Source organism: Klebsiella quasipneumoniae subsp. quasipneumoniae, assembly GCF_020525925.1.
In the GTDB taxonomy this organism is placed as follows: domain Bacteria; phylum Pseudomonadota; class Gammaproteobacteria; order Enterobacterales; family Enterobacteriaceae; genus Klebsiella; species Klebsiella quasipneumoniae.
Map to the genome: position 1 here is coordinate 4980128 of NZ_CP084876.1, position 18434 is coordinate 4998561.

Below are 18434 nucleotides of genomic sequence, written 5' to 3' on the forward strand. Positions count from 1 at the left end.
CCCGGTTTCATTCTCCTCAGCACCATTAGAAATGAGTATTTACGCTCATAAAGAAGGTTCGCCCCGACTCGTTATAGGTCTCAGCACCCGCACCATAAAGGTAAGCCCCCGTCGTCGCGTTTCCAGTCGTTTGCGCATTCCCTGCCCGATAGTGGCGGATATCAAACAGGTTATCTATCCCACTGGTGAAGCTCAGATTTTTGTTCACATCCCAGGTCGCGCTGAGGCCGACAATGCTGTATGGGCTGACTTCGTTTAGTTCGCTGCCGCTGACCGCCTCGCCCTTATAATTAAAGCGTTTTGGTTTCTGACGGCCATACCAGGTAAAGGTGCTCTGCAGAGAGAGATCTTCACGAACCTGCCAGCTCAAAGTCGAGTTCAGGGTAAACTGCGGGATCACTGACAGCCGGTCGCCTGTCGTCTTATTCTTGCTCTGCAGCATCCATGTCAGGTTATTGCTCCAGTTAATCGTCTCCCCCACTGGAAGATTCAGCGTTCCTTCCAGGCCTTCCACTAACGCTTTTGGTACGTTTTCCCACTGATAGATATTGGTGGTACCGTTGCTGGCAGTGCCCACCGCCGCATACCCTGACTCAATCTTGTTGTGATAGTCGTTACGGAACCAGGTAATTCCCGCCTGATAGCCATCATGCTTGTACTCAATACCGATCTCTTTATTGACGCTGGTCTCCGCTTTCAGGTCGCTATTTCCCATCAGATAGCAGGCGGAACTACTGGCGTAACAGCCTTGACCATTGCTGTAGAGAATATAGTTCGGGTTCAACTGGTAGAGGTTAGGCGCCTTGTAAGCGCGGGCAATGCCCAGCTTAAGCGTCCAGTCATCCGTCAGTTCCTGGGACAGATTCAGCGACGGGCTCCAGTTATTACCGACGATGCTGTGGTGATCGAAGCGCAGAGCGGGTGTCAGCATGGTACTGTCCGTTAGCGCCATATTATCTTCGGTAAACAGCGAGAAAATCTCAGCGCTGGAGTACGGGCTACGATCGGTAGCCGATACACCGTCGATCGCCCCGTAAGAGAGCGCCTGGGCTGTCGACACGCCGTCTTTCATCCGCTGCTGGTTCCATTCGGTGCCCAGCGTCAGATTCTGATCGACCCCCAGCGTAAACGGAATATTCACTTCGCTATGTAGCAGAACATCGGCCAGATCGATATCTGAAAACTCGCTACTGGAGAAGATCCCTTCCGTACCGCCCGCCAGCCCTTCATTCATTCGCGAGTTGCGGGTGTGTTCGTACTGGGCATAGCTGTTGCTGGTCACGCCATTATCCCAGCCGCCGGTCCATGTCACGCCATAAGTTTGCCGGTAGAGACGGTTAGTCTCTTTCCCGTACATACTCTTCACCAGCGTACTGGTATTGGTGTTTTGTGTGTCGCCGGCATAGAGGTTGCCCTGGCGGCTGTAGCCGGCCTCAAACTCCAGGGCCTGCATCGGGGCGAATTCCCAGCGCAGCTTACTGTGAATATCTTTGTTCACTACCCCTTCACGTCCGGCTGGATAAGAGCCCGCGTAGGAACCGGTACGCTCAGCTTCATGCCCGGCGTTAATGTCCTGAGCATCGGCCTGGGTTTTACTCAGATTACCCCAGAGATTGAAGCTAACACTGTCTGACAGCGGACCATTGAGGCTAAAGTTGGTACGTTTCGTCGACCCTTCTTTACGGTGCTGCGGAGCATTGATATAGGTATTCCACGACCCATGCCATTCAGGCGTGGTCGGTTTGGTTACGATGTTGACGACCCCGCCCATCGCGCCATTACCATAGCGCGCCGCCGCCGGGCCGCGGATCACATCGATATGATCGATCATCTCTGCCGGCACCCAGTTGGTATCGCCACGGGAATCACGATCGCCGCGCCAGCCATATCGTACCGAGTTACGGCTGGTGACCGGTTTTCCATCGACCAGCACCAGCGTATTCTCTGGCCCCATGCCACGGATATCAATTTGCCGGTTGTTGCCGCGCTGACCGCTAGTGGAGTTACCGGTCAGGTTGACCCCGGGTTGCGTGCGAATTAACTCCGACACATCGCGGGCGGGGGGATGTTTGCGAATCTCCTCTGCGGTAATGGTCGACACGCCCGGCGCCTGCAGGTTCTGCCTGGCAGCGGTCACCACCATCGTTTCCTCCTGGTTTTCGGCCGTTGGGGTGCTCTCGTCACGAGTCGATTGTTCAGTAATATTCTCTGCCGCCTGCAGCTGCACGCTACAGGCGAGCAAAGGAATGACGATCCCCAGCGGGAAGTGAGACGTGTATTTCATAGAATATGCCCTGTTTTCTGTTGCTGTCGGGCATAACGCCTTCCCCAATTGAAAAAACAAGGGGATAAAATACTCGCCTCAGCGCCTCGCCAGATTTTGGCGTAGGTCAGCCCCTTCCCGATAGTCATGGGAAGAAGAAAACAGCATGAGGCATAATAAAATTAAGTGCCCTGTTTCATCATTAGAGAAAAAGCGCTTCGCGCTATTCTTTGATAGCGTAATCCAGACAGCGAATAATAAGAGTAATGTGCTGTGCTACGGTAATAAAAATGAGATTCATTATCAAGGTGATAATAATCAATATCGGATAAAAATAAAATAAACACTAATAATCAAAAGGTTAATACAAAACAGATGAGGAAGCATAAAATAAAAACATTATCATTACTTTCTATTTATCATTAAAAAAACACATTTCCGCCATATTATCTCCATAGTTAAAGTAAAGATAAAAGCACATTAATAGTAAGCGATAAAATGGGAGAAAATGATTTGTCAGCATCGTTATGTTTTTTACGCCCTTGTCGTGCCCGGCTAACGGCGGCCGTTCTGCTAAAATAAACACATCCCCCTGCGGAGTGTTCCTCCATGAACGCCAACTTGCTATCACGCCTGTTTATCGCCTGGCTCACCTGCCTCGCGACGCTGTTATTCGCCCCTATCCTGCTTGCGGCGGAGGCGGAAAAAGCGCCGCCGGTGGCAACCGAAGATAACACGCTGTCGATCCATATCGACGACATGCTGCAGCCGTGGAAAGGCGATCTGCCTGGCATGCTTGATCGGCGCACCATCCGGGTATTAACCACCTACAGCAAGACCTTCTTTTTTATTGATAAGGGAACCCAACGCGGAGCGACGCACGACATTTTCATGGCGCTGGAAAACGATCTGAATAAACAGCTGGCCAGGGATAAAAAGCTGAAACAGCGCCACCTGAAGCTACATATCGTTTTCGTGCCGGTCAGCCGGGATAATCTCTTCACCGCGCTCAATGAAGGTAAAGGGGATATCGTCGCCGCCAACCTGACCATCACTCCGTCGCGGGAAGCCCAGGCCGCTTTCGCTCAGCCGCTCTACAGCGGCGTCAAAGAGTTGCTGATCTCCGGCCCGGCGTCGCCAAAGGTCGACAGCCTGGAGCAGCTTTCCGGTCAAACGGTCTTTGTTCGCCGCTCCTCCAGCTATTACGACAGTCTGCAAGCGCTGAACGCCCGATTTGCCAGTGAGTCAAGACCGCCGGTTACCCTGGAAGCGGCGCCGGAAGCGCTGGAGGATGAAGATCTGCTGGAAATGCTCAACGCCGGGCTGGTGCCGTTGATCGTCGTCGATCAGCATAAAGCTGTTTTCTGGAAACAGGTGTTTCCGAAAATCCAGGTCCATGACAACGTGGTGCTGCGCGACGGCGGCAACATTGCGTGGGCGGTACGCCAGGACAGTCCGCAGCTGCTGGCGCTGCTGAACAACTTTGTGAAAAAGAATCGTCAGGGCACCACGCTGGGCAATACTCTCCTGCTGCGTTACCTGAAAAACGCTAAATATGTCAAAAATGCCGCAGCGAGTCAGGAACGGCGCAAGTTCCTCGCCATGGTGGACGTCTTCCGCAAATATGGCGATCGCTACGATGTCGACTGGCTGCTGATGGCGGCCCAGGGATACCAGGAGTCGCGGCTGAACCAGTCGGTTCGAAGCCACGTCGGCGCCGTCGGGGTGATGCAGGTGATGCCCAGCACCGGAAGAGAGCTGAAGGTGGGTGATATTAAACAGCTGGATCCCAACATTCATGCTGGCGTGAAATATATGCGCTGGATGATAGATCGATACTATGCTGATGAGCCCATGACCCGGCTGGATAAAGCGCTATTTACCTTTGCTTCCTACAACGCCGGTCCAGCGCGTATCGCCCGCCTGCGCACCATGACCAAACAGCGCGGGTTTGATCCAAACGTCTGGTTCGGTAATGTCGAAAATCTGGCGGCAGAAAAAATCGGCGCGGAAACGGTGACCTACGTCAGCAATATCTATAAGTATTACATCGCCTATCGGCTGATCGTCGATGACATGGCCCGCAAACAGAAAGCGACGGCCGCGCCGCGGCAGAGGCCAGCGACACAGCCCGCCGCACCGCAGCCAGGCGTGGCGACGCCCGCAACCGCTCAGGTGCCCGCAGCCTGAAGCGCTCGCGATCCGCGATCAGTGGTCAAAACGACTCCTGAGGCGGCGGTGGAATAATCATAAAAAAAGCCCCGTCGAAACCGGGGCTTTCTGTTTTAACTACGCGGATATTGCGTCTAAGGCAAGCCTTAGAACGGGATATCGTCGTCGAAGTCCATCGGCGGTTCGTTGGAAGGCGCTGCCGGAGCCTGCTGCTGCGGACGGGACTGCGCGCCGCCGCTGAACTGGTTGCCGCCCTGCGGCTGCTGAGGCTGACCCCAACCGCCCTGCTGCTGGCCGCCACCTGCCGGTGCGCCGCCGCCCTGACGGCCGCCCAGCATCTGCATGGTGCCGCCAACGTTCACCACCACTTCAGTGGTGTATTTGTCCTGACCGGATTGATCGGTCCACTTGCGGGTACGCAGCTGGCCTTCAATGTACACCTGAGAGCCTTTACGCAGGTACTCACCAGCGACTTCCGCCAGTTTGCCGAACAGCACAACGCGGTGCCATTCAGTCTGCTCTTTCATTTCGCCGGTCTGCTTGTCACGCCAGGATTCGGAAGTTGCCAGCGTGAAGTTGGCGACTGCGCCGCCACTTGGCATGTAGCGTACTTCCGGGTCCTGCCCCAGATTACCGACGAGAATCACCTTGTTTACGCCTCTGCTGGCCATGATCGAATCTCCTGAATAATACGTTTTGTATAAGTGTAAACCGGGAATTCTAACACCACAAAGGGACAATTTGATAGCTGCTAAGCCAATTCCAGAAAACATGCCGCCGCTATGCAAATTTTCACACGCTTCCCGCAGCGCCATTCCAATACTGTATATTCAGACAGGTTAAATTGTGTCATAATTAGCCGTTTCTGCCGTTTGTCCTTCAAGCAAACCAGGCAATCCGTGTATCTACCTACCGGGAAAGGTGAATGGATAAGATCGAAGTTCGGGGCGCCCGCACCCATAATCTCAAAAACATCAACCTCGTTATCCCGCGCGACAAACTCATTGTCGTCACCGGGCTTTCCGGGTCTGGCAAATCTTCACTGGCTTTCGACACCCTGTATGCCGAAGGCCAGCGTCGCTACGTCGAATCGCTCTCCGCCTATGCGCGACAGTTCCTGTCGCTGATGGAGAAGCCGGACGTCGACCATATCGAAGGGCTGTCGCCGGCGATTTCCATCGAACAGAAATCAACCTCTCACAACCCCCGCTCGACGGTGGGTACTATTACCGAAATTCACGACTACCTGCGTCTGCTGTACGCCCGCGTCGGCGAGCCGCGCTGTCCGGACCACGACGTGCCGCTGGCGGCGCAGACCGTCAGCCAGATGGTCGATAACGTCCTCGCCCAGCCGGAAGGCCTGCGTCTGATGCTGCTGGCGCCCATTATTAAAGAGCGTAAGGGCGAGCACACCAAAACCCTGGAAAACCTCGCCAGCCAGGGCTATATCCGCGCACGGATAGACGGCGAAGTCTGCGATCTCTCGGATCCGCCGAAGCTGGAGCTGCAGAAGAAACACACCATCGAGGTGGTAATTGACCGCTTCAAGGTGCGCGACGATCTGGCGCAACGTCTGGCCGAGTCGTTTGAAACCGCGCTGGAGCTCTCCGGCGGTACCGCCATCGTGGCCAATATGGATGATGAGAAAGCGGAAGAACTGCTGTTTTCCGCCAACTTCGCCTGCCCGATCTGCGGCTACAGCATGCGCGAGCTGGAGCCGCGCCTGTTCTCCTTCAACAACCCGGCGGGCGCCTGCCCGACCTGCGACGGCCTCGGCGTGCAGCAATATTTCGATCCCGATCGCGTGGTGCAAAATCCGGAGCTGTCGCTGGCGGGCGGCGCCATCCGCGGCTGGGATCGGCGTAACTTCTACTACTTCCAGATGCTGAAGTCGCTGGCGGAGCACTACAAGTTCGACGTCGAAGCGCCGTGGGGCACTCTCAGCGCCAGCGTGCAGAAAGTGGTCCTGTACGGTTCCGGTAAAGAGAATATTGAATTCAAATACATGAACGACCGCGGCGACACCTCGGTACGCCGCCATCCGTTCGAAGGCGTGCTGCATAACATGGAGCGCCGCTACAAAGAGACGGAATCCAGCGCGGTGCGCGAAGAGCTGGCGAAGTTCATCAGCAATCGCCCGTGCGCCAGCTGCGACGGTACGCGTCTGCGCCGCGAGGCGCGCCACGTGTTTGTGGAAAACACCCCGCTGCCGACCATTTCCGATATGAGCATCGGCCACGCGATGGACTTCTTCAACAATCTGAAACTCTCCGGCCAGCGGGCGAAAATCGCCGAAAAAGTGCTGAAAGAGATTGGCGATCGCCTGAAGTTCCTCGTCAACGTCGGCCTCAACTACCTGACGCTCTCCCGTTCGGCGGAAACGCTCTCCGGCGGCGAGGCCCAGCGTATCCGCCTGGCGAGCCAGATTGGCGCTGGACTGGTTGGCGTGATGTACGTCCTGGATGAGCCCTCCATCGGCCTGCACCAGCGCGATAACGAGCGCCTGCTCGGGACCCTGATTCACCTGCGTAATTTGGGCAACACGGTGATCGTCGTTGAGCATGACGAAGACGCCATTCGCGCCGCCGACCATGTGATCGATATCGGCCCTGGGGCCGGGGTCCACGGCGGCCAGGTGGTGGCGGAAGGGCCGCTGGAGGCCATTATGGCCGTCCCGGAATCCCTGACCGGCCAGTTCATGAGCGGCAAGCGCAAAATTGAAGTGCCGAAGCAGCGCGTGCCCGCCGATCCGGAGAAAGTCCTCAAACTGACCGGCGCGCGCGGCAACAACCTGAAAGACGTGACGCTGACTCTGCCGGTGGGCCTGTTTACCTGCATTACCGGCGTCTCCGGCTCGGGTAAATCAACGCTGATCAACGATACCCTGTTCCCGATTGCCCAGCGTCAGCTTAACGGGGCGACCATCGCCGAACCGGCGCCGTATCGCGATATTCAGGGGCTGGAGCACTTCGATAAAGTCATCGATATCGACCAGAGCCCGATCGGCCGTACGCCGCGCTCCAACCCCGCGACCTATACCGGGGTGTTTACGCCGGTGCGCGAGCTCTTCGCCGGGGTGCCGGAATCACGTTCCCGTGGTTATACGCCGGGTCGTTTCAGTTTTAACGTCCGCGGCGGTCGCTGCGAAGCCTGCCAGGGCGACGGGGTGATCAAGGTCGAAATGCACTTCCTGCCGGATATCTACGTACCGTGCGACCAGTGCAAAGGTAAGCGTTATAACCGCGAAACGCTGGAGATTAAGTACAAGGGCAAAACCATCCACGAAGTGCTGGATATGACCATTGAAGAAGCGCGCGAGTTCTTTGATGCCGTACCGGCGCTGGCGCGTAAGCTGCAAACCCTGATGGATGTCGGCCTGACCTATATCCGTCTCGGCCAGTCGGCGACGACGCTGTCCGGCGGCGAGGCGCAGCGCGTGAAGCTGGCGCGCGAGCTGTCCAAGCGCGGTACCGGCCAGACGCTGTATATCCTCGATGAGCCGACCACCGGTCTGCACTTCGCCGATATCCAGCAGCTGCTGGAAGTGCTGCACCAGCTGCGCGATCAGGGCAATACCATCGTGGTGATTGAGCACAACCTCGACGTGATAAAAACTGCCGACTGGATTGTCGATCTCGGCCCGGAAGGCGGCAGCGGCGGCGGCGAAATTCTGGTTTCCGGTACGCCGGAAACCGTCGCTGAGTGCGAAGCTTCGCACACCGCGCGCTTCCTGAAGCCGATGCTGAAATAATTAGCGGGAAAGCTGCTGCCGGACCGGCTCCGGCAGCATTTTCACCGCCTGCTGGTAAGACGCATCGACCAGGTAGTAGATTTGCGAATCCGGCAGCGAGCCATCCAGAAAGACGGTGCTCCAGTGCGCTTTATTGAGATGCTTGCTGGGCCGGACGTCGCGATGCTGCTGCCGCAGGAGCTCCGCCAGCTCCGGACTCGCCTTCAACGCAACCGCCGGCCGCTGGTCTTCGACCTCCTTCACCATGGCAAACAGCACGTCCGAGACCTTAATCTGCGTGGCTTTCCAGTCGCTGTGGACGCTCTGCTCTGCTCCCGGCTTCGCCATGCAGTACTGCAATAACTCCGAAATTGTCATCTTTTATTCCCCCATGAGCGTCGCAACGATGTGCCGCGAACCGCCGTGTATCCGATGCTCCCCCAGCCAGATGCCCTGCCAGGTCCCCAGCCTGACGCGTCCGTCCTCGACCGGCAGCATCAGCGACACGCCAAGCATCGATGATTTGATGTGCGACGGCATATCGTCAGGGCCTTCATAATCATGTTCGTACGGCGCATTGTCCGGCACGGCGTTAAGAAAATACTGCTCCATGTCATACCGGACGGTGGGATCGCAGTTTTCGTTGAGCGTCAGGGAAGCGGAAGTATGCTGGAGCAGGAGGTGTAGCAGGCCGACCTTCACCCCGGACAGCCCGCGGATCTGGCCGAGTATTTCGTCGGTGACCAGATGAAAACCACGGGATTTGGGCCCAAGCGTCAGGGTTTGCTGATACCACATCATCGACTCCTTTTTGCGAATGAATCCCTCTAAGTGTGCAGCAATACGTGAAAAGGTAAAACCTTCCACCCCGGATTTTGCATAAAAAAACGGCAGCGTCACCGCTGCCGTTTATCCCGTTCAGGCGCCCATCAGTATTCGGAATTGACGATCACTTCTTCGCCCAGCGCGCCGGCCATCGGCAGCGGCTTGTAGGAGGAGTTGGCGGCGCGCAGCACGCGGATCCCGCGGGCGCCCGCCTCGCGGGCAGCGGTAATGTCGTTATCCGAGTCGCCATAGAAAACCTTTATCTGCTTCGCCTGCAGCCACTGGGTCTTGGTGTTCTGACCCGGCTTATCGCCAGCGAAAATTACCGGGTTCATATTGGCGGCCGGGATGAGGAAATCATCCTGCAGGGTTTTAGAAACGGTTTCTGTTTTGGTCTGGCTGCGGCCGGTGACGAACCAGATGCTGTCGCCACGCTTCACATGCATGGCAATCAGCTGGCGCGCCACCTCTTTTGGCATGCTGAATTCGTCCCAGCCGTTGTTCATTTTTTCCCAGAACTGCGGGTTTTTCAGGTAATCCTCACTGCCGGGGGAGAAGGTTTTTTGCCCGCGCCAGAAACCGGGACTGGAGAAGAGGACGGTATCATCGATATCAAAACCGACGGCCATCGGCGGGCGCCCCAGCAGGCTGTTCTCAATTTGCGCCACCGAAACCCAGTGGATCGGCGCCTGCTCGGCCAGCTGGGCCACGTTGGTACCGACCCACAGCGGCTGCGGCGTGGAGGCGCGCGCCACGACGGCGCTGTTCAGCGTGAACAGGAGAGAGGCCGCCGCAAGGGCGAGAGTAAGTTTGCGCATATTTATCCCTAAATCTATCAATCATTATTGTTTTCAATAATGTGCATGCTTAGTAACGTCCCGACCTTACCCGCAGGCGACAGGGATGAAAAGCCTTTTTCGCGCTGATGTCATAGAAAAAGAGGATGATCACAATCAGAGGGGGTTGCCTCTGCCCGTTGACCGGCAGAGACAACCTGCTGGAGAGCGGCTTACATTACCGCGGTAAAGGCTTTCGCTACCTGCTGAACATTACGTGAGTTTAACCCCGCCACGCACATACGTCCGCTGGCAATCAGGTAGACGCCAAACTCGTCGCGCAGGCGATCCACCTGCGCCGCGCTGAAGCCGGTGTAGCTGAACATCCCGCGCTGCTTGAGCAGATAATCCACTTTGCTGCCCGGAGCAACCTGCTGCAGCGCGTCGACCAGCGCCTGACGCATGGTCAGGATATGCGCGCGCATGGCGTCCACTTCCGCCTGCCAGGTGGCTTTCAGCCCGGCATCGTTCAGCACCGTCGCCACCACCTGCGCGCCAAAGCTCGGCGGGCTGGAGTAGTTGCGGCGCACGGTGGCCTTCAGCTGGCCCAGCACGCGGCCTGCGGTTTCACTGTCTTCACAGACCACCGACAGGCCGCCGACGCGCTCCCCGTACAGGGAGAAAATTTTGGAGAAAGAGTTGCTGACCAGCATCGGCATCCCGGCGCTGGCGATGGCGCGAATGGCGTAGGCATCCTCTTCCAGCCCTGCGCCAAAGCCCTGGTAGGCAATGTCGAGGAACGGGATCAGCTGACGCGCTTTCAGGATCTCCACCACACGATCCCACTGTTCCGGCGTCAGGTCGGCGCCGGTCGGGTTGTGGCAGCAGGGGTGCAGCAGCACAATGTCGCGCGCCGGCAGCGTTTGCAGCGTCGCCAGCAGCGCTTCAAAGCGCACGCCGTTGGTGGCTTTATCAAACCAGGGGTAAGTACTTACTTCGAAGCCAGCCCCTTCAAATATGGCGATGTGGTTTTCCCAGGTCGGGTCACTGACCCAGACATGAGACTCAGGAAAGTAGCGTTTGAGGAAGTCGGCCCCGACCTTCAGCGCGCCCGAACCGCCGACCGTCTGAATGGAGGCGATGCGGTTTTGCTTAAGCGCGCTATGCTCTGCGCCAAACAGCAGCGGGGCAATCACCTGGCGGTAGCCGCTCAGCCCTTCCATTGGCAGATACAGCGAGGCGCCGTGCGGCTCGGCGTTCAGGCGCGCTTCCGCTTCCGCCACCGCCTGCAGCTGCGGGATAATGCCGTCATCGTTGTAATACAGCCCGATACTCAGGTTGACTTTGTCGCTTCGCGGGTCTTCTTTGAAGCGTTCCATCAGAGAAAGAATTGGGTCGCCGGCGTAGGCGTCAACTTTTTGAAACACGCGATGTATCTCCAGGTTTACATAGGGCAGGTTCTTACACAATAAACCGGATATGACGGCAGGTCGAGAGGATGTTGAGGGGAAAGTGACTGCGCAGCGGTATAAACCGCTTTTTTGTCTGCGGCTATACCGATTGCGTACCGGACCAGCGTCTGAGCTATCCGGTACGAACGAGGCTTAGTCGAGGTATTTCATGGCGACGCGGGAGGTCAGTCGCGTAATAAGTTCGTAAGCGCTCACTTTCGTTATCTCGGCGATACGCTCTACCGGGAGTCCCTCTCCCCACAGCACCACCGCGTCGCCGGCTTTATCCTCGGCCTGCGGGCCGAGGTCAACACAGATCATATCCATCGCCACCCGGCCGACAATCGGCACTTCGCGGCCATTGACCAGCACTGGGGTGCCCGACGGCGCGGCGCGCGGATAACCGTCGCCATAGCCCATCGCGACCACGCCGAGCCGAGTGTCGCGTTCGCTGATCCAGGTGCCGCCGTAGCCGACGGGCTCCCCTGCTTTATGCTCGCGCACGGCAATCAGGCTGGACGTCAGGGTCATCACCGGCTGACAGTCAAAATCTTTCCCGGTGGAGCGATCGTCCAGCGGCGACACGCCATACAGGATAATGCCCGGACGCACCCAGTCATAATGCGACTGCGGCCACAGCAGGATGCCACCCGAGGCGGCAATAGAGCGCCATCCCGGCTTGCCTTCGGTAAAGGTGGTGAAGATATCCAGCTGCCGTTCGGTGGCGCCGCAGGTCGGCTCATCGGCGCGGGCGAAGTGGCTCACCACGTTGACCGGCTGGCGGACGTTTTTGCACTGGCTCAGACGCTGATAAAACGCCTCAGCTTCCTCCGGGCGCACCCCTAAGCGATGCATACCGGTATCCAGTTTCATCCACACGGTCACCGGCTCGGGGAGGTCGGCTTGCTCCAGCGCCGCCAGCTGTTCGGGGCTATGCACCGCCGTATGCAGACGCTGAGCGGCGATCACCGCCAGGTCTTCCGCCGCAAAAAAGCCTTCCAGCAGGAGGATCGGCTGGGCGATCCCCCCCGCTCGCAGGCGCAGCGCCTCTTCCAGGCGGGCGACGCCAAAAGCGTCGGCGTCGGTCAGCGTTCGCGCGGTCTCAACAAGACCGTGTCCGTAGGCGTTCGCTTTCACCACCGCAACCAGTTTGCTGGCAGGCGCCAGTTCACGCAGACGTTGCAGGTTGTGTCGCAGAGCGCGGCGGTTGATAACTACAGTTGCCGCTTGCATTTGAATTCCTTAATTAAAGAAGGAGGAAGGATTACTCATCATCATACTGAGGGCCAGCATAATTATCGAAACGCGACCACTGGCCGTTGAAGGTCAGTCGCACGGTGCCGATCGGGCCGTTACGTTGTTTACCAATGATAATTTCCGCGATGCCCTTCAGATCGCTGTTCTCGTGATAGACCTCATCACGGTAAATGAACATGATTAAGTCGGCATCCTGTTCGATAGAGCCGGACTCACGCAGGTCGGAGTTGACCGGGCGTTTATCGGCACGTTGCTCCAGCGAGCGGTTCAGCTGCGACAGCGCCACCACCGGCACCTGCAGCTCTTTGGCCAGCGCCTTCAGCGAGCGGGAGATTTCGGCGATCTCGAGGGTACGGTTGTCGGAGAGCGACGGCACGCGCATCAGCTGCAGGTAGTCGATCATAATCAGCCCGATGCCGCCGTGCTCGCGAGCGATACGCCGCGCGCGGGAACGCACTTCCGTCGGCGTCAGGCCGGAGGAGTCATCGATATAGATGTTACGTTTTTCCAGCAGAATGCCCATGGTGCCGGAGATCCGCGCCCAGTCCTCATCGTCCAGCTGACCGGTACGAATGCGGGTCTGATCGACGCGCGACAGCGAGGCCAGAGAACGCATCATGATCTGTTCCGAGGGCATCTCAAGACTGAAGATGAGTACCGGCTTGTCCTGCAGCATCGCTGCGTTTTCCACGAGGTTCATGGCGAAGGTCGTTTTACCCATCGACGGACGGGCGGCGACGATAATCAGATCCGACGGCTGCAGGCCGGCGGTCTTTTTGTTGAGGTCGTCGTAGCCGGTGTTGACCCCGGTAACGCCGTCGTGGGGCTGCTGGAACAGCTGTTCGATACGGGCGACGGTGGCGTCGAGGACATCGGCGATGTTTTTCGGCCCTTCGTCTTTATTGGCCCGGCTTTCAGCGATTTTAAAGACGCGGGACTCGGCGAGGTCGAGCAGATCTTCGCTGGTTCGCCCCTGCGGGTCGAAGCCGGCCTCGGCGATTTCATTGGCCACCGAGATCATCTCGCGCACGACCGCGCGTTCGCGCACGATGTCGGCATAGGCGCTGATGTTTGCCGCGCTGGGGGTATTTTTGGACAGTTCAGCCAGATAGGCGAAGCCGCCCACGCTGTCCAGCTGTCCCTGACGCTCCAGCGACTCCGCAAGGGTGATCAGGTCAATCGGGCTGCCCGACTCCTGCAGGCGCGCCATCTCGGTAAAGATATGACGATGCGGACGGGTATAAAAGTCGTCGGCAACGACGCGTTCGGCGACGTCGTCCCAGCGCTCGTTATCCAGCATTAAACCGCCCAACACCGACTGCTCCGCTTCAATCGAGTGCGGCGGGACTTTCAGCCCGGCGAGCTGCGGATCGCGTTCGCGGGTTTCTGTCTGTGGTTTGTTGAAGGGTTTATTTCCTGCCATAGCCTAACGTTTCACCGATACGGAAAAGAGCGTGACAGTATAGCGAGAAAGCCATTGCCGCTAAAGAACCCATTCAGCGTGACTGGCCTGAGGCGGGTAAGAAAATCCGTCGCCGCCGCCGCAGGCTGTTAAGCTTACTGGATAATCTCAGAACAACACAGGAGCGAACATGGCAACACGCATCGAATTTTCAAAACACGGGGGGCCGGAGGTGCTTCAGGCGGTTGAATTCACGCCCCGCGATCCCGCTGAGCATGAAATTCAGGTCGAAAACAAAGCCATCGGTATCAATTATATCGACACCTATGTTCGTGGCGGCCTCTATCCGCCGCCCTCGCTGCCGAGCGGCCTCGGCACCGAAGCGGCCGGCGTCGTCAGTAAAGTTGGCCACGGGGTATCGCACATTAAGGTAGGCGATCGGGTGGTGTACGCCCAGTCGGCGCTCGGCGCCTACAGCACGGTGCACAATGTGCTGGCCGACAAAGCGGCGGTCCTCCCGGACGCCATCTCTTTCGAACAGGCCGCCGCGTCGTTCCTCAAGGGATTAACGGTCTGGTATCTGCTGCGCAAAACCTATGAAATTAAGCCTGATGAGATGTTCCTGTTTCACGCGGCCGCCGGCGGCGTGGGGCTGATAGCCTGTCAGTGGGCGAAAGCGCTGGGGGCGAAACTTATCGGCACCGTCGGCAGCGCGCAGAAGGCGCAGCGCGCCAAAGCGGCGGGCGCCTGGCAGGTGATTAACTATCGCGAAGAACCTATCGCTGAGCGGCTCAAAGCGCTCACCGACGGTAAGAAAGTCGCCGTGGTCTATGACTCGGTAGGGAAAGATACCTGGGAAGCCTCTCTGGACTGTCTGCAACGCCGCGGCCTGATGGTCAGCTTTGGCAACTCCTCCGGCCCGGTAACCGGCGTTAATCTGGGGATCCTGAACCAGAAAGGTTCTCTGTACGTCACCCGCCCATCGCTGCAGGGCTATATCACCAACCGGGAAGAGCTGGCGGAAGCCTGCAGTGAACTGTTTTCGCTGATCGCCAGCGGCGTGATTAAAGTGGACGTGCCCGAGAGTCAGACCTATCCGCTCACCGAAGCGCGACGGGCGCATGAAGTTCTGGAGAGCAGGGTGACACAGGGGTCGAGTCTGCTGCTGCCGTAAGCGGACAAAGGGACAAAAGTTTAGGGCTTCCACCTGGGAAGCCCTTACTTTTTTTTAGTTCGGCTGTATGTAGGGTACAGCGCGATGAATTCGTTAACGCGCTAATAGTGACAGATTTGCGCAGTAATGCCTACGCGGTTCTGTGCAAAATTGTTCAGGTTGTGACATACCCCTCAATACCTTAGTAACGCCAACGGTTATTGTCGCGAAAAGCGTTTCCGTCCGGGGTTTTCAGTGCCCGAATAACCCACACCACCACCACCGCCAACAGCAGCCACGGCAGCAATTTGATCATTAAAGCAAACAAACCGCCGACGAACATCAGCGCCGTAGCCACCACGATGGCGGCGATAATCCCCAACAGCGATACGCCGGTGACCAGCAGCATGACAAAAAATCCGATGACAAATAACAGTTCCAGCATGGCTCTCTCCCCACAGTCATTAATATGTCGCTCTGCAGGTATTACAAAAAACATGCCAACAATAACCAACTGAATTTAAAAGAAAACGCCCCGCAATAGTGTGCGGGCGTGGTCAATTTCACCAGGTTTTGGTGAGAAACTAACGCTTATCGGCCACCAGCTTCAGGGCCTGCTCCAGCACCGCAATATCGGCGCCGGCTTTATGCGCATTCTCGCTCAGGTAGCGACGCCACTGCCGGGCGCCCGGGATACCTTGAAACAGTCCCAGCATATGACGGGTGATATGGCCCAGATAAGTACCCTTGCTGAGCTCGCGCTCAATATACGGGTACATGGCCCGCACGACGGCCACGGGATCGGCATCCGCACCGGCGACGCCGAAAATCTCCCTGTCGACCGAAGCCAGAATGCCCGGATTCTGATAGGCCTCACGCCCGACCATCACCCCATCCATATGCTCAAGCTGTGCTCTGACTTCATCCAGCGATTTGATGCCGCCGTTAATCGCCATCGTCAGATGGGGGAAGTCGCGCTTCAGCTGCCAGACGCGGGGGTAATCCAGCGGCGGGATCTCGCGGTTCTCTTTCGGGCTCAGACCGGAGAGCCAGGCTTTGCGCGCGTGAATAATAAACATCTCACATTCGCCCTTGCCGGAGACCGTCTCAATGAAATCGCAAAGGAATTCATAGCTATCCTGGTCGTCGATGCCGATACGGGTCTTCACCGTGACCGGGATCGACACCACATCGCGCATCGCTTTGATACAGTCGGCCACCAGCTGGGCGTTCCCCATCAGACAGGCGCCAAACATCCCGTTCTGCACCCGATCGGAGGGGCAGCCGACGTTGAGATTGATCTCATCATAGCCGCGCGCCTCGGCCAGCTTCGCGCACTGCGCCAGGGCCTGCGGATCGCTGCCGCCGAGCTGCAGAGCAACCGGGTGTTCTTCTTCGCTATAGGCCAGATAGTCCCCTTTGCCGTGAATAATCGCCCCGGTGGTCACCATTTCGGTATACAGCAGCGTATGCCGCGACAGCAGCCGCAGGAAGTAGCGGCAATGCCGGTCAGTCCAGTCGAGCATCGGCGCGATGGAGAAGCGGTGAGCAGGAAAAACAGGTGACGTTGATTCAGGCATCATGGCGAATAAATAAGCATCCGGGTAAAAAGGGGCGCTACTATAGCATAAAGATAAACCACAGGCGCGTAGTGCGCCGCGCTTCGCCCCTTCCCGGTGTCGATTACTTTATCCGCGGTTTGCCGTCATGTGGGCCAAAGAACTGCGGCGGATGATCAACCCAGCGATCCTGGCGCGTAGCGGCATAGCCGGGATTGAGCGGGTAGTAAATTCGGTTGTACTTTTTGTTGGCCTCACCCACCACCAACAGACGAACCTCCTGCTCGGTGTTATTGAGAAAGGTGTGGCAAACGCCGGTGCCGGCGGGGAAACCCACGCTATCGCCCGGCTCCAGCTTCCAGAGATAGCCGTTTATCCACACTTCCGGATAGCCCTCCAGCACATAGATGAACTCTTCCTCATCGCTCTCCGCGTGCGGGTAAGAGGTGCGCCGCCCGGGCGGCAGTCTCTCGTGGTGGATCCCCAGCCGGTTGAGGCGCAAACCGCGCCCCAGCGGCGCGCCAATGGAAAAACGCTCCGGGCTGTCGGGATAAGTGGCATCGTCGGGCCCTTCCAGTTCGCGCCAGTGGCGAATGCAATCAGGTCGTTTCATCGTTTTCTCCCGAAAATGAGACACTTCAGATATAGCATACCCTGGGTCAGGCGTGTTGCGATTAAATCGGGCATGACGGTTTTAGCGACCGGCGAAGGCGCAGCCTCCACGAGCGTCAGCGGCCAGCACCAGGGAGTGGACTGGCGCCGACAATCTGAAGTATGACCCGCATCACCCGTCGGGTCTCGGCGTTTTCCGCGGAACGTGATAAAGTAACAGATTCAATTTCACGCAACCTGAGGATGCTCATGGATAAGTCCCCTTCGCAAGAGATGTTAGCGCATGCTGAAAAGCTGTGTGCGCAACGCGGCGTACGCCTGACCCCACAGCGTCTGGAAGTGTTGCGCCTGATGAGCCTGCAGCAAGGGGCAATCAGCGCCTACGACCTGCTGGATCTGCTGCGTGAGAAAGAGCCGCAGGCAAAGCCGCCGACGGTCTACCGCGCGCTGGAGTTTTTACTCGAGCAGGGTTTTGTCCACAAGGTGGAATCGACCAACAGCTATGTGCTGTGTCATCTCTTTGACCAGCCAACCCACAGCTCGGCCATGTTTATCTGCGACCGCTGCGGCGTGGTGAAGGAAGAGGCGGCTGAAGGGGTGGAAGATATCATGCATACGCTGGCGGCCAGAATGGGCTTCGCCCTGCGCCACAACGTGATTGAAGCTCATGGCCTTTGCGCGAGCTGCGTGGAAGTGGAAGCCTGCAGCACGCCGGGACACTGCCAGCACGATCATACGATTCAGCTCAAAAAGAAAGCCCGCTGAGCGGCAGCCGCAGCGGGAAAAAGGGTTAACGGCGCGTCCCTGCGCCATTTAGACAGGCACTAACACAAATGCTTCATTCTTCGGATCACGGAACGCTACCAGCGATAGTCGTTCTTATGCTCCCAGTCTGAGACTTCTTTCTCAGCCTGATCTTTCTCATAGCCGTAACGCTCCTGAATTTTGCCGACCAGCTGGTCGCGCTTCCCTTCGATTACGGTCATATCGTCATCGGTAAGTTTGCCCCACTGTTCCTTGGCTTTACCTTTCAACTGTTTCCAGTTACCGCCGATTTCGTCTTTATTCATGATAACGTCCTCATCATTCGGTGGGTTTACAGCCCGTTTTGTGCCGGACATGGTATTAACTATAGATGAGAATGCTGGCGCCGATTCGTTATTCGGAATTTTTAACCATAGCCCTCATTGGAAACGCTGAAGGTGGTTTTCCCGGCACGCGCTACGCTCGCCGG

16 protein-coding genes are annotated in these 18434 nt (G+C 57.5%); 4 read left to right on the forward strand and 12 right to left on the reverse strand.

Translation table 11 applies throughout. The features are described from left to right. Nucleotides 1-25: 25 nt before the first annotated feature. Nucleotides 26-2284: a TonB-dependent siderophore receptor gene (locus tag LGM20_RS23860; protein WP_044525132.1), complete on the reverse strand. Its 2259-nt coding sequence runs from the start codon at nt 2282-2284 to the stop codon at nt 26-28. Nucleotides 2285-2872: 588 nt separating this feature from the next. Between LGM20_RS23860 and LGM20_RS23865 the strand changes: the two genes are divergently transcribed. Continuing rightward, nucleotides 2873-4453: an MltF family protein gene (locus LGM20_RS23865; RefSeq protein WP_032454565.1), complete on the forward strand. Its 1581-nt coding sequence runs from the start codon at nt 2873-2875 to the stop codon at nt 4451-4453. 128 nt (nt 4454-4581) lie between these two features. On the opposite strand, the gene ssb1 is transcribed toward LGM20_RS23865, so the two are convergent. Beyond that, on the reverse strand, nt 4582-5106 hold the full coding sequence (gene ssb1 / locus LGM20_RS23870; protein WP_004151744.1) for a single-stranded DNA-binding protein SSB1: 525 nt from the start codon (nt 5104-5106) through the stop codon (nt 4582-4584). Nucleotides 5107-5360: 254 nt separating this feature from the next. On the opposite strand from ssb1, the gene uvrA reads away from it, so the two are divergent. Then, on the forward strand, nt 5361-8186 hold the full coding sequence (gene uvrA / locus LGM20_RS23875; RefSeq protein ID WP_023291635.1) for an excinuclease ABC subunit UvrA: 2826 nt from the start codon (nt 5361-5363) through the stop codon (nt 8184-8186). Here the strand turns inward: uvrA and LGM20_RS23880 are convergent, their stop codons facing one another. From LGM20_RS23880 to dnaB, 6 genes are all read right to left on the reverse strand, one after another. After that, nucleotides 8187-8543 (reverse strand): MmcQ/YjbR family DNA-binding protein, encoded by a 357-nt coding sequence (locus tag LGM20_RS23880; RefSeq protein WP_023291634.1) that lies wholly within the window; start codon nt 8541-8543, stop codon nt 8187-8189. Nucleotides 8544-8546: 3 nt separating this feature from the next. Then, complete coding sequence (locus LGM20_RS23885; protein ID WP_004206303.1) at nt 8547-8963, reverse strand: secondary thiamine-phosphate synthase enzyme YjbQ; 417 nt, start codon at nt 8961-8963, stop codon at nt 8547-8549. A 131-nt stretch (nt 8964-9094) separates the two neighbouring features. Next, nucleotides 9095-9808, reverse strand: a complete 714-nt coding sequence (gene aphA / locus LGM20_RS23890; RefSeq protein ID WP_004151745.1) for an acid phosphatase AphA — start codon at nt 9806-9808, stop codon at nt 9095-9097. Between the two features lie 191 nt (nt 9809-9999). Beyond that, a complete protein-coding gene (gene tyrB / locus LGM20_RS23895) occupies nt 10000-11193 on the reverse strand; it encodes an aromatic amino acid transaminase (RefSeq protein WP_044525130.1) in 1194 nt (397 codons plus the stop codon). Between the two features lie 177 nt (nt 11194-11370). Further along, nucleotides 11371-12450, reverse strand: a complete 1080-nt coding sequence (gene alr, locus LGM20_RS23900; RefSeq protein ID WP_044525129.1) for an alanine racemase — start codon at nt 12448-12450, stop codon at nt 11371-11373. 31 nt (nt 12451-12481) lie between these two features. After that, nucleotides 12482-13897: a replicative DNA helicase gene (gene dnaB, locus LGM20_RS23905; protein WP_002884942.1), complete on the reverse strand. Its 1416-nt coding sequence runs from the start codon at nt 13895-13897 to the stop codon at nt 12482-12484. Nucleotides 13898-14066: 169 nt separating this feature from the next. Between dnaB and LGM20_RS23910 the strand changes: the two genes are divergently transcribed. Continuing rightward, nucleotides 14067-15050 carry a quinone oxidoreductase gene (locus LGM20_RS23910; protein ID WP_023291630.1) on the forward strand — a complete coding sequence of 328 codons (984 nt, stop codon included), beginning with the start codon at nt 14067-14069 and terminating at the stop codon, nt 15048-15050. Nucleotides 15051-15231: 181 nt separating this feature from the next. Here LGM20_RS23910 and pspG read toward each other — a convergent pair whose 3' ends face one another. The 3 genes from pspG to LGM20_RS23925 form a co-directional block, all read right to left on the reverse strand. After that, nucleotides 15232-15474, reverse strand: coding sequence for an envelope stress response protein PspG (gene pspG / locus LGM20_RS23915; protein ID WP_004206297.1), 243 nt, complete (start codon nt 15472-15474; stop codon nt 15232-15234). Between the two features lie 139 nt (nt 15475-15613). Beyond that, the gene (gene dusA / locus LGM20_RS23920) at nt 15614-16612 is read right to left on the reverse strand and encodes a tRNA dihydrouridine(20/20a) synthase DusA (RefSeq protein WP_072199093.1); all 999 of its coding nucleotides are present in this window, start codon (nt 16610-16612) and stop codon (nt 15614-15616) included. A 100-nt stretch (nt 16613-16712) separates the two neighbouring features. Then, nucleotides 16713-17201 carry a cupin domain-containing protein gene (locus LGM20_RS23925; RefSeq protein ID WP_023291628.1) on the reverse strand — a complete coding sequence of 163 codons (489 nt, stop codon included), beginning with the start codon at nt 17199-17201 and terminating at the stop codon, nt 16713-16715. Between the two features lie 248 nt (nt 17202-17449). On the opposite strand from LGM20_RS23925, the gene zur reads away from it, so the two are divergent. Next, a complete protein-coding gene (gene zur, locus LGM20_RS23930) occupies nt 17450-17965 on the forward strand; it encodes a zinc uptake transcriptional repressor Zur (RefSeq protein ID WP_023291627.1) in 516 nt (171 codons plus the stop codon). A 95-nt stretch (nt 17966-18060) separates the two neighbouring features. On the opposite strand, the gene LGM20_RS23935 is transcribed toward zur, so the two are convergent. Continuing rightward, nucleotides 18061-18270 (reverse strand): CsbD family protein, encoded by a 210-nt coding sequence (locus tag LGM20_RS23935; protein ID WP_023291626.1) that lies wholly within the window; start codon nt 18268-18270, stop codon nt 18061-18063. Between the last annotated feature and the right edge of the window lie 164 nt (nt 18271-18434).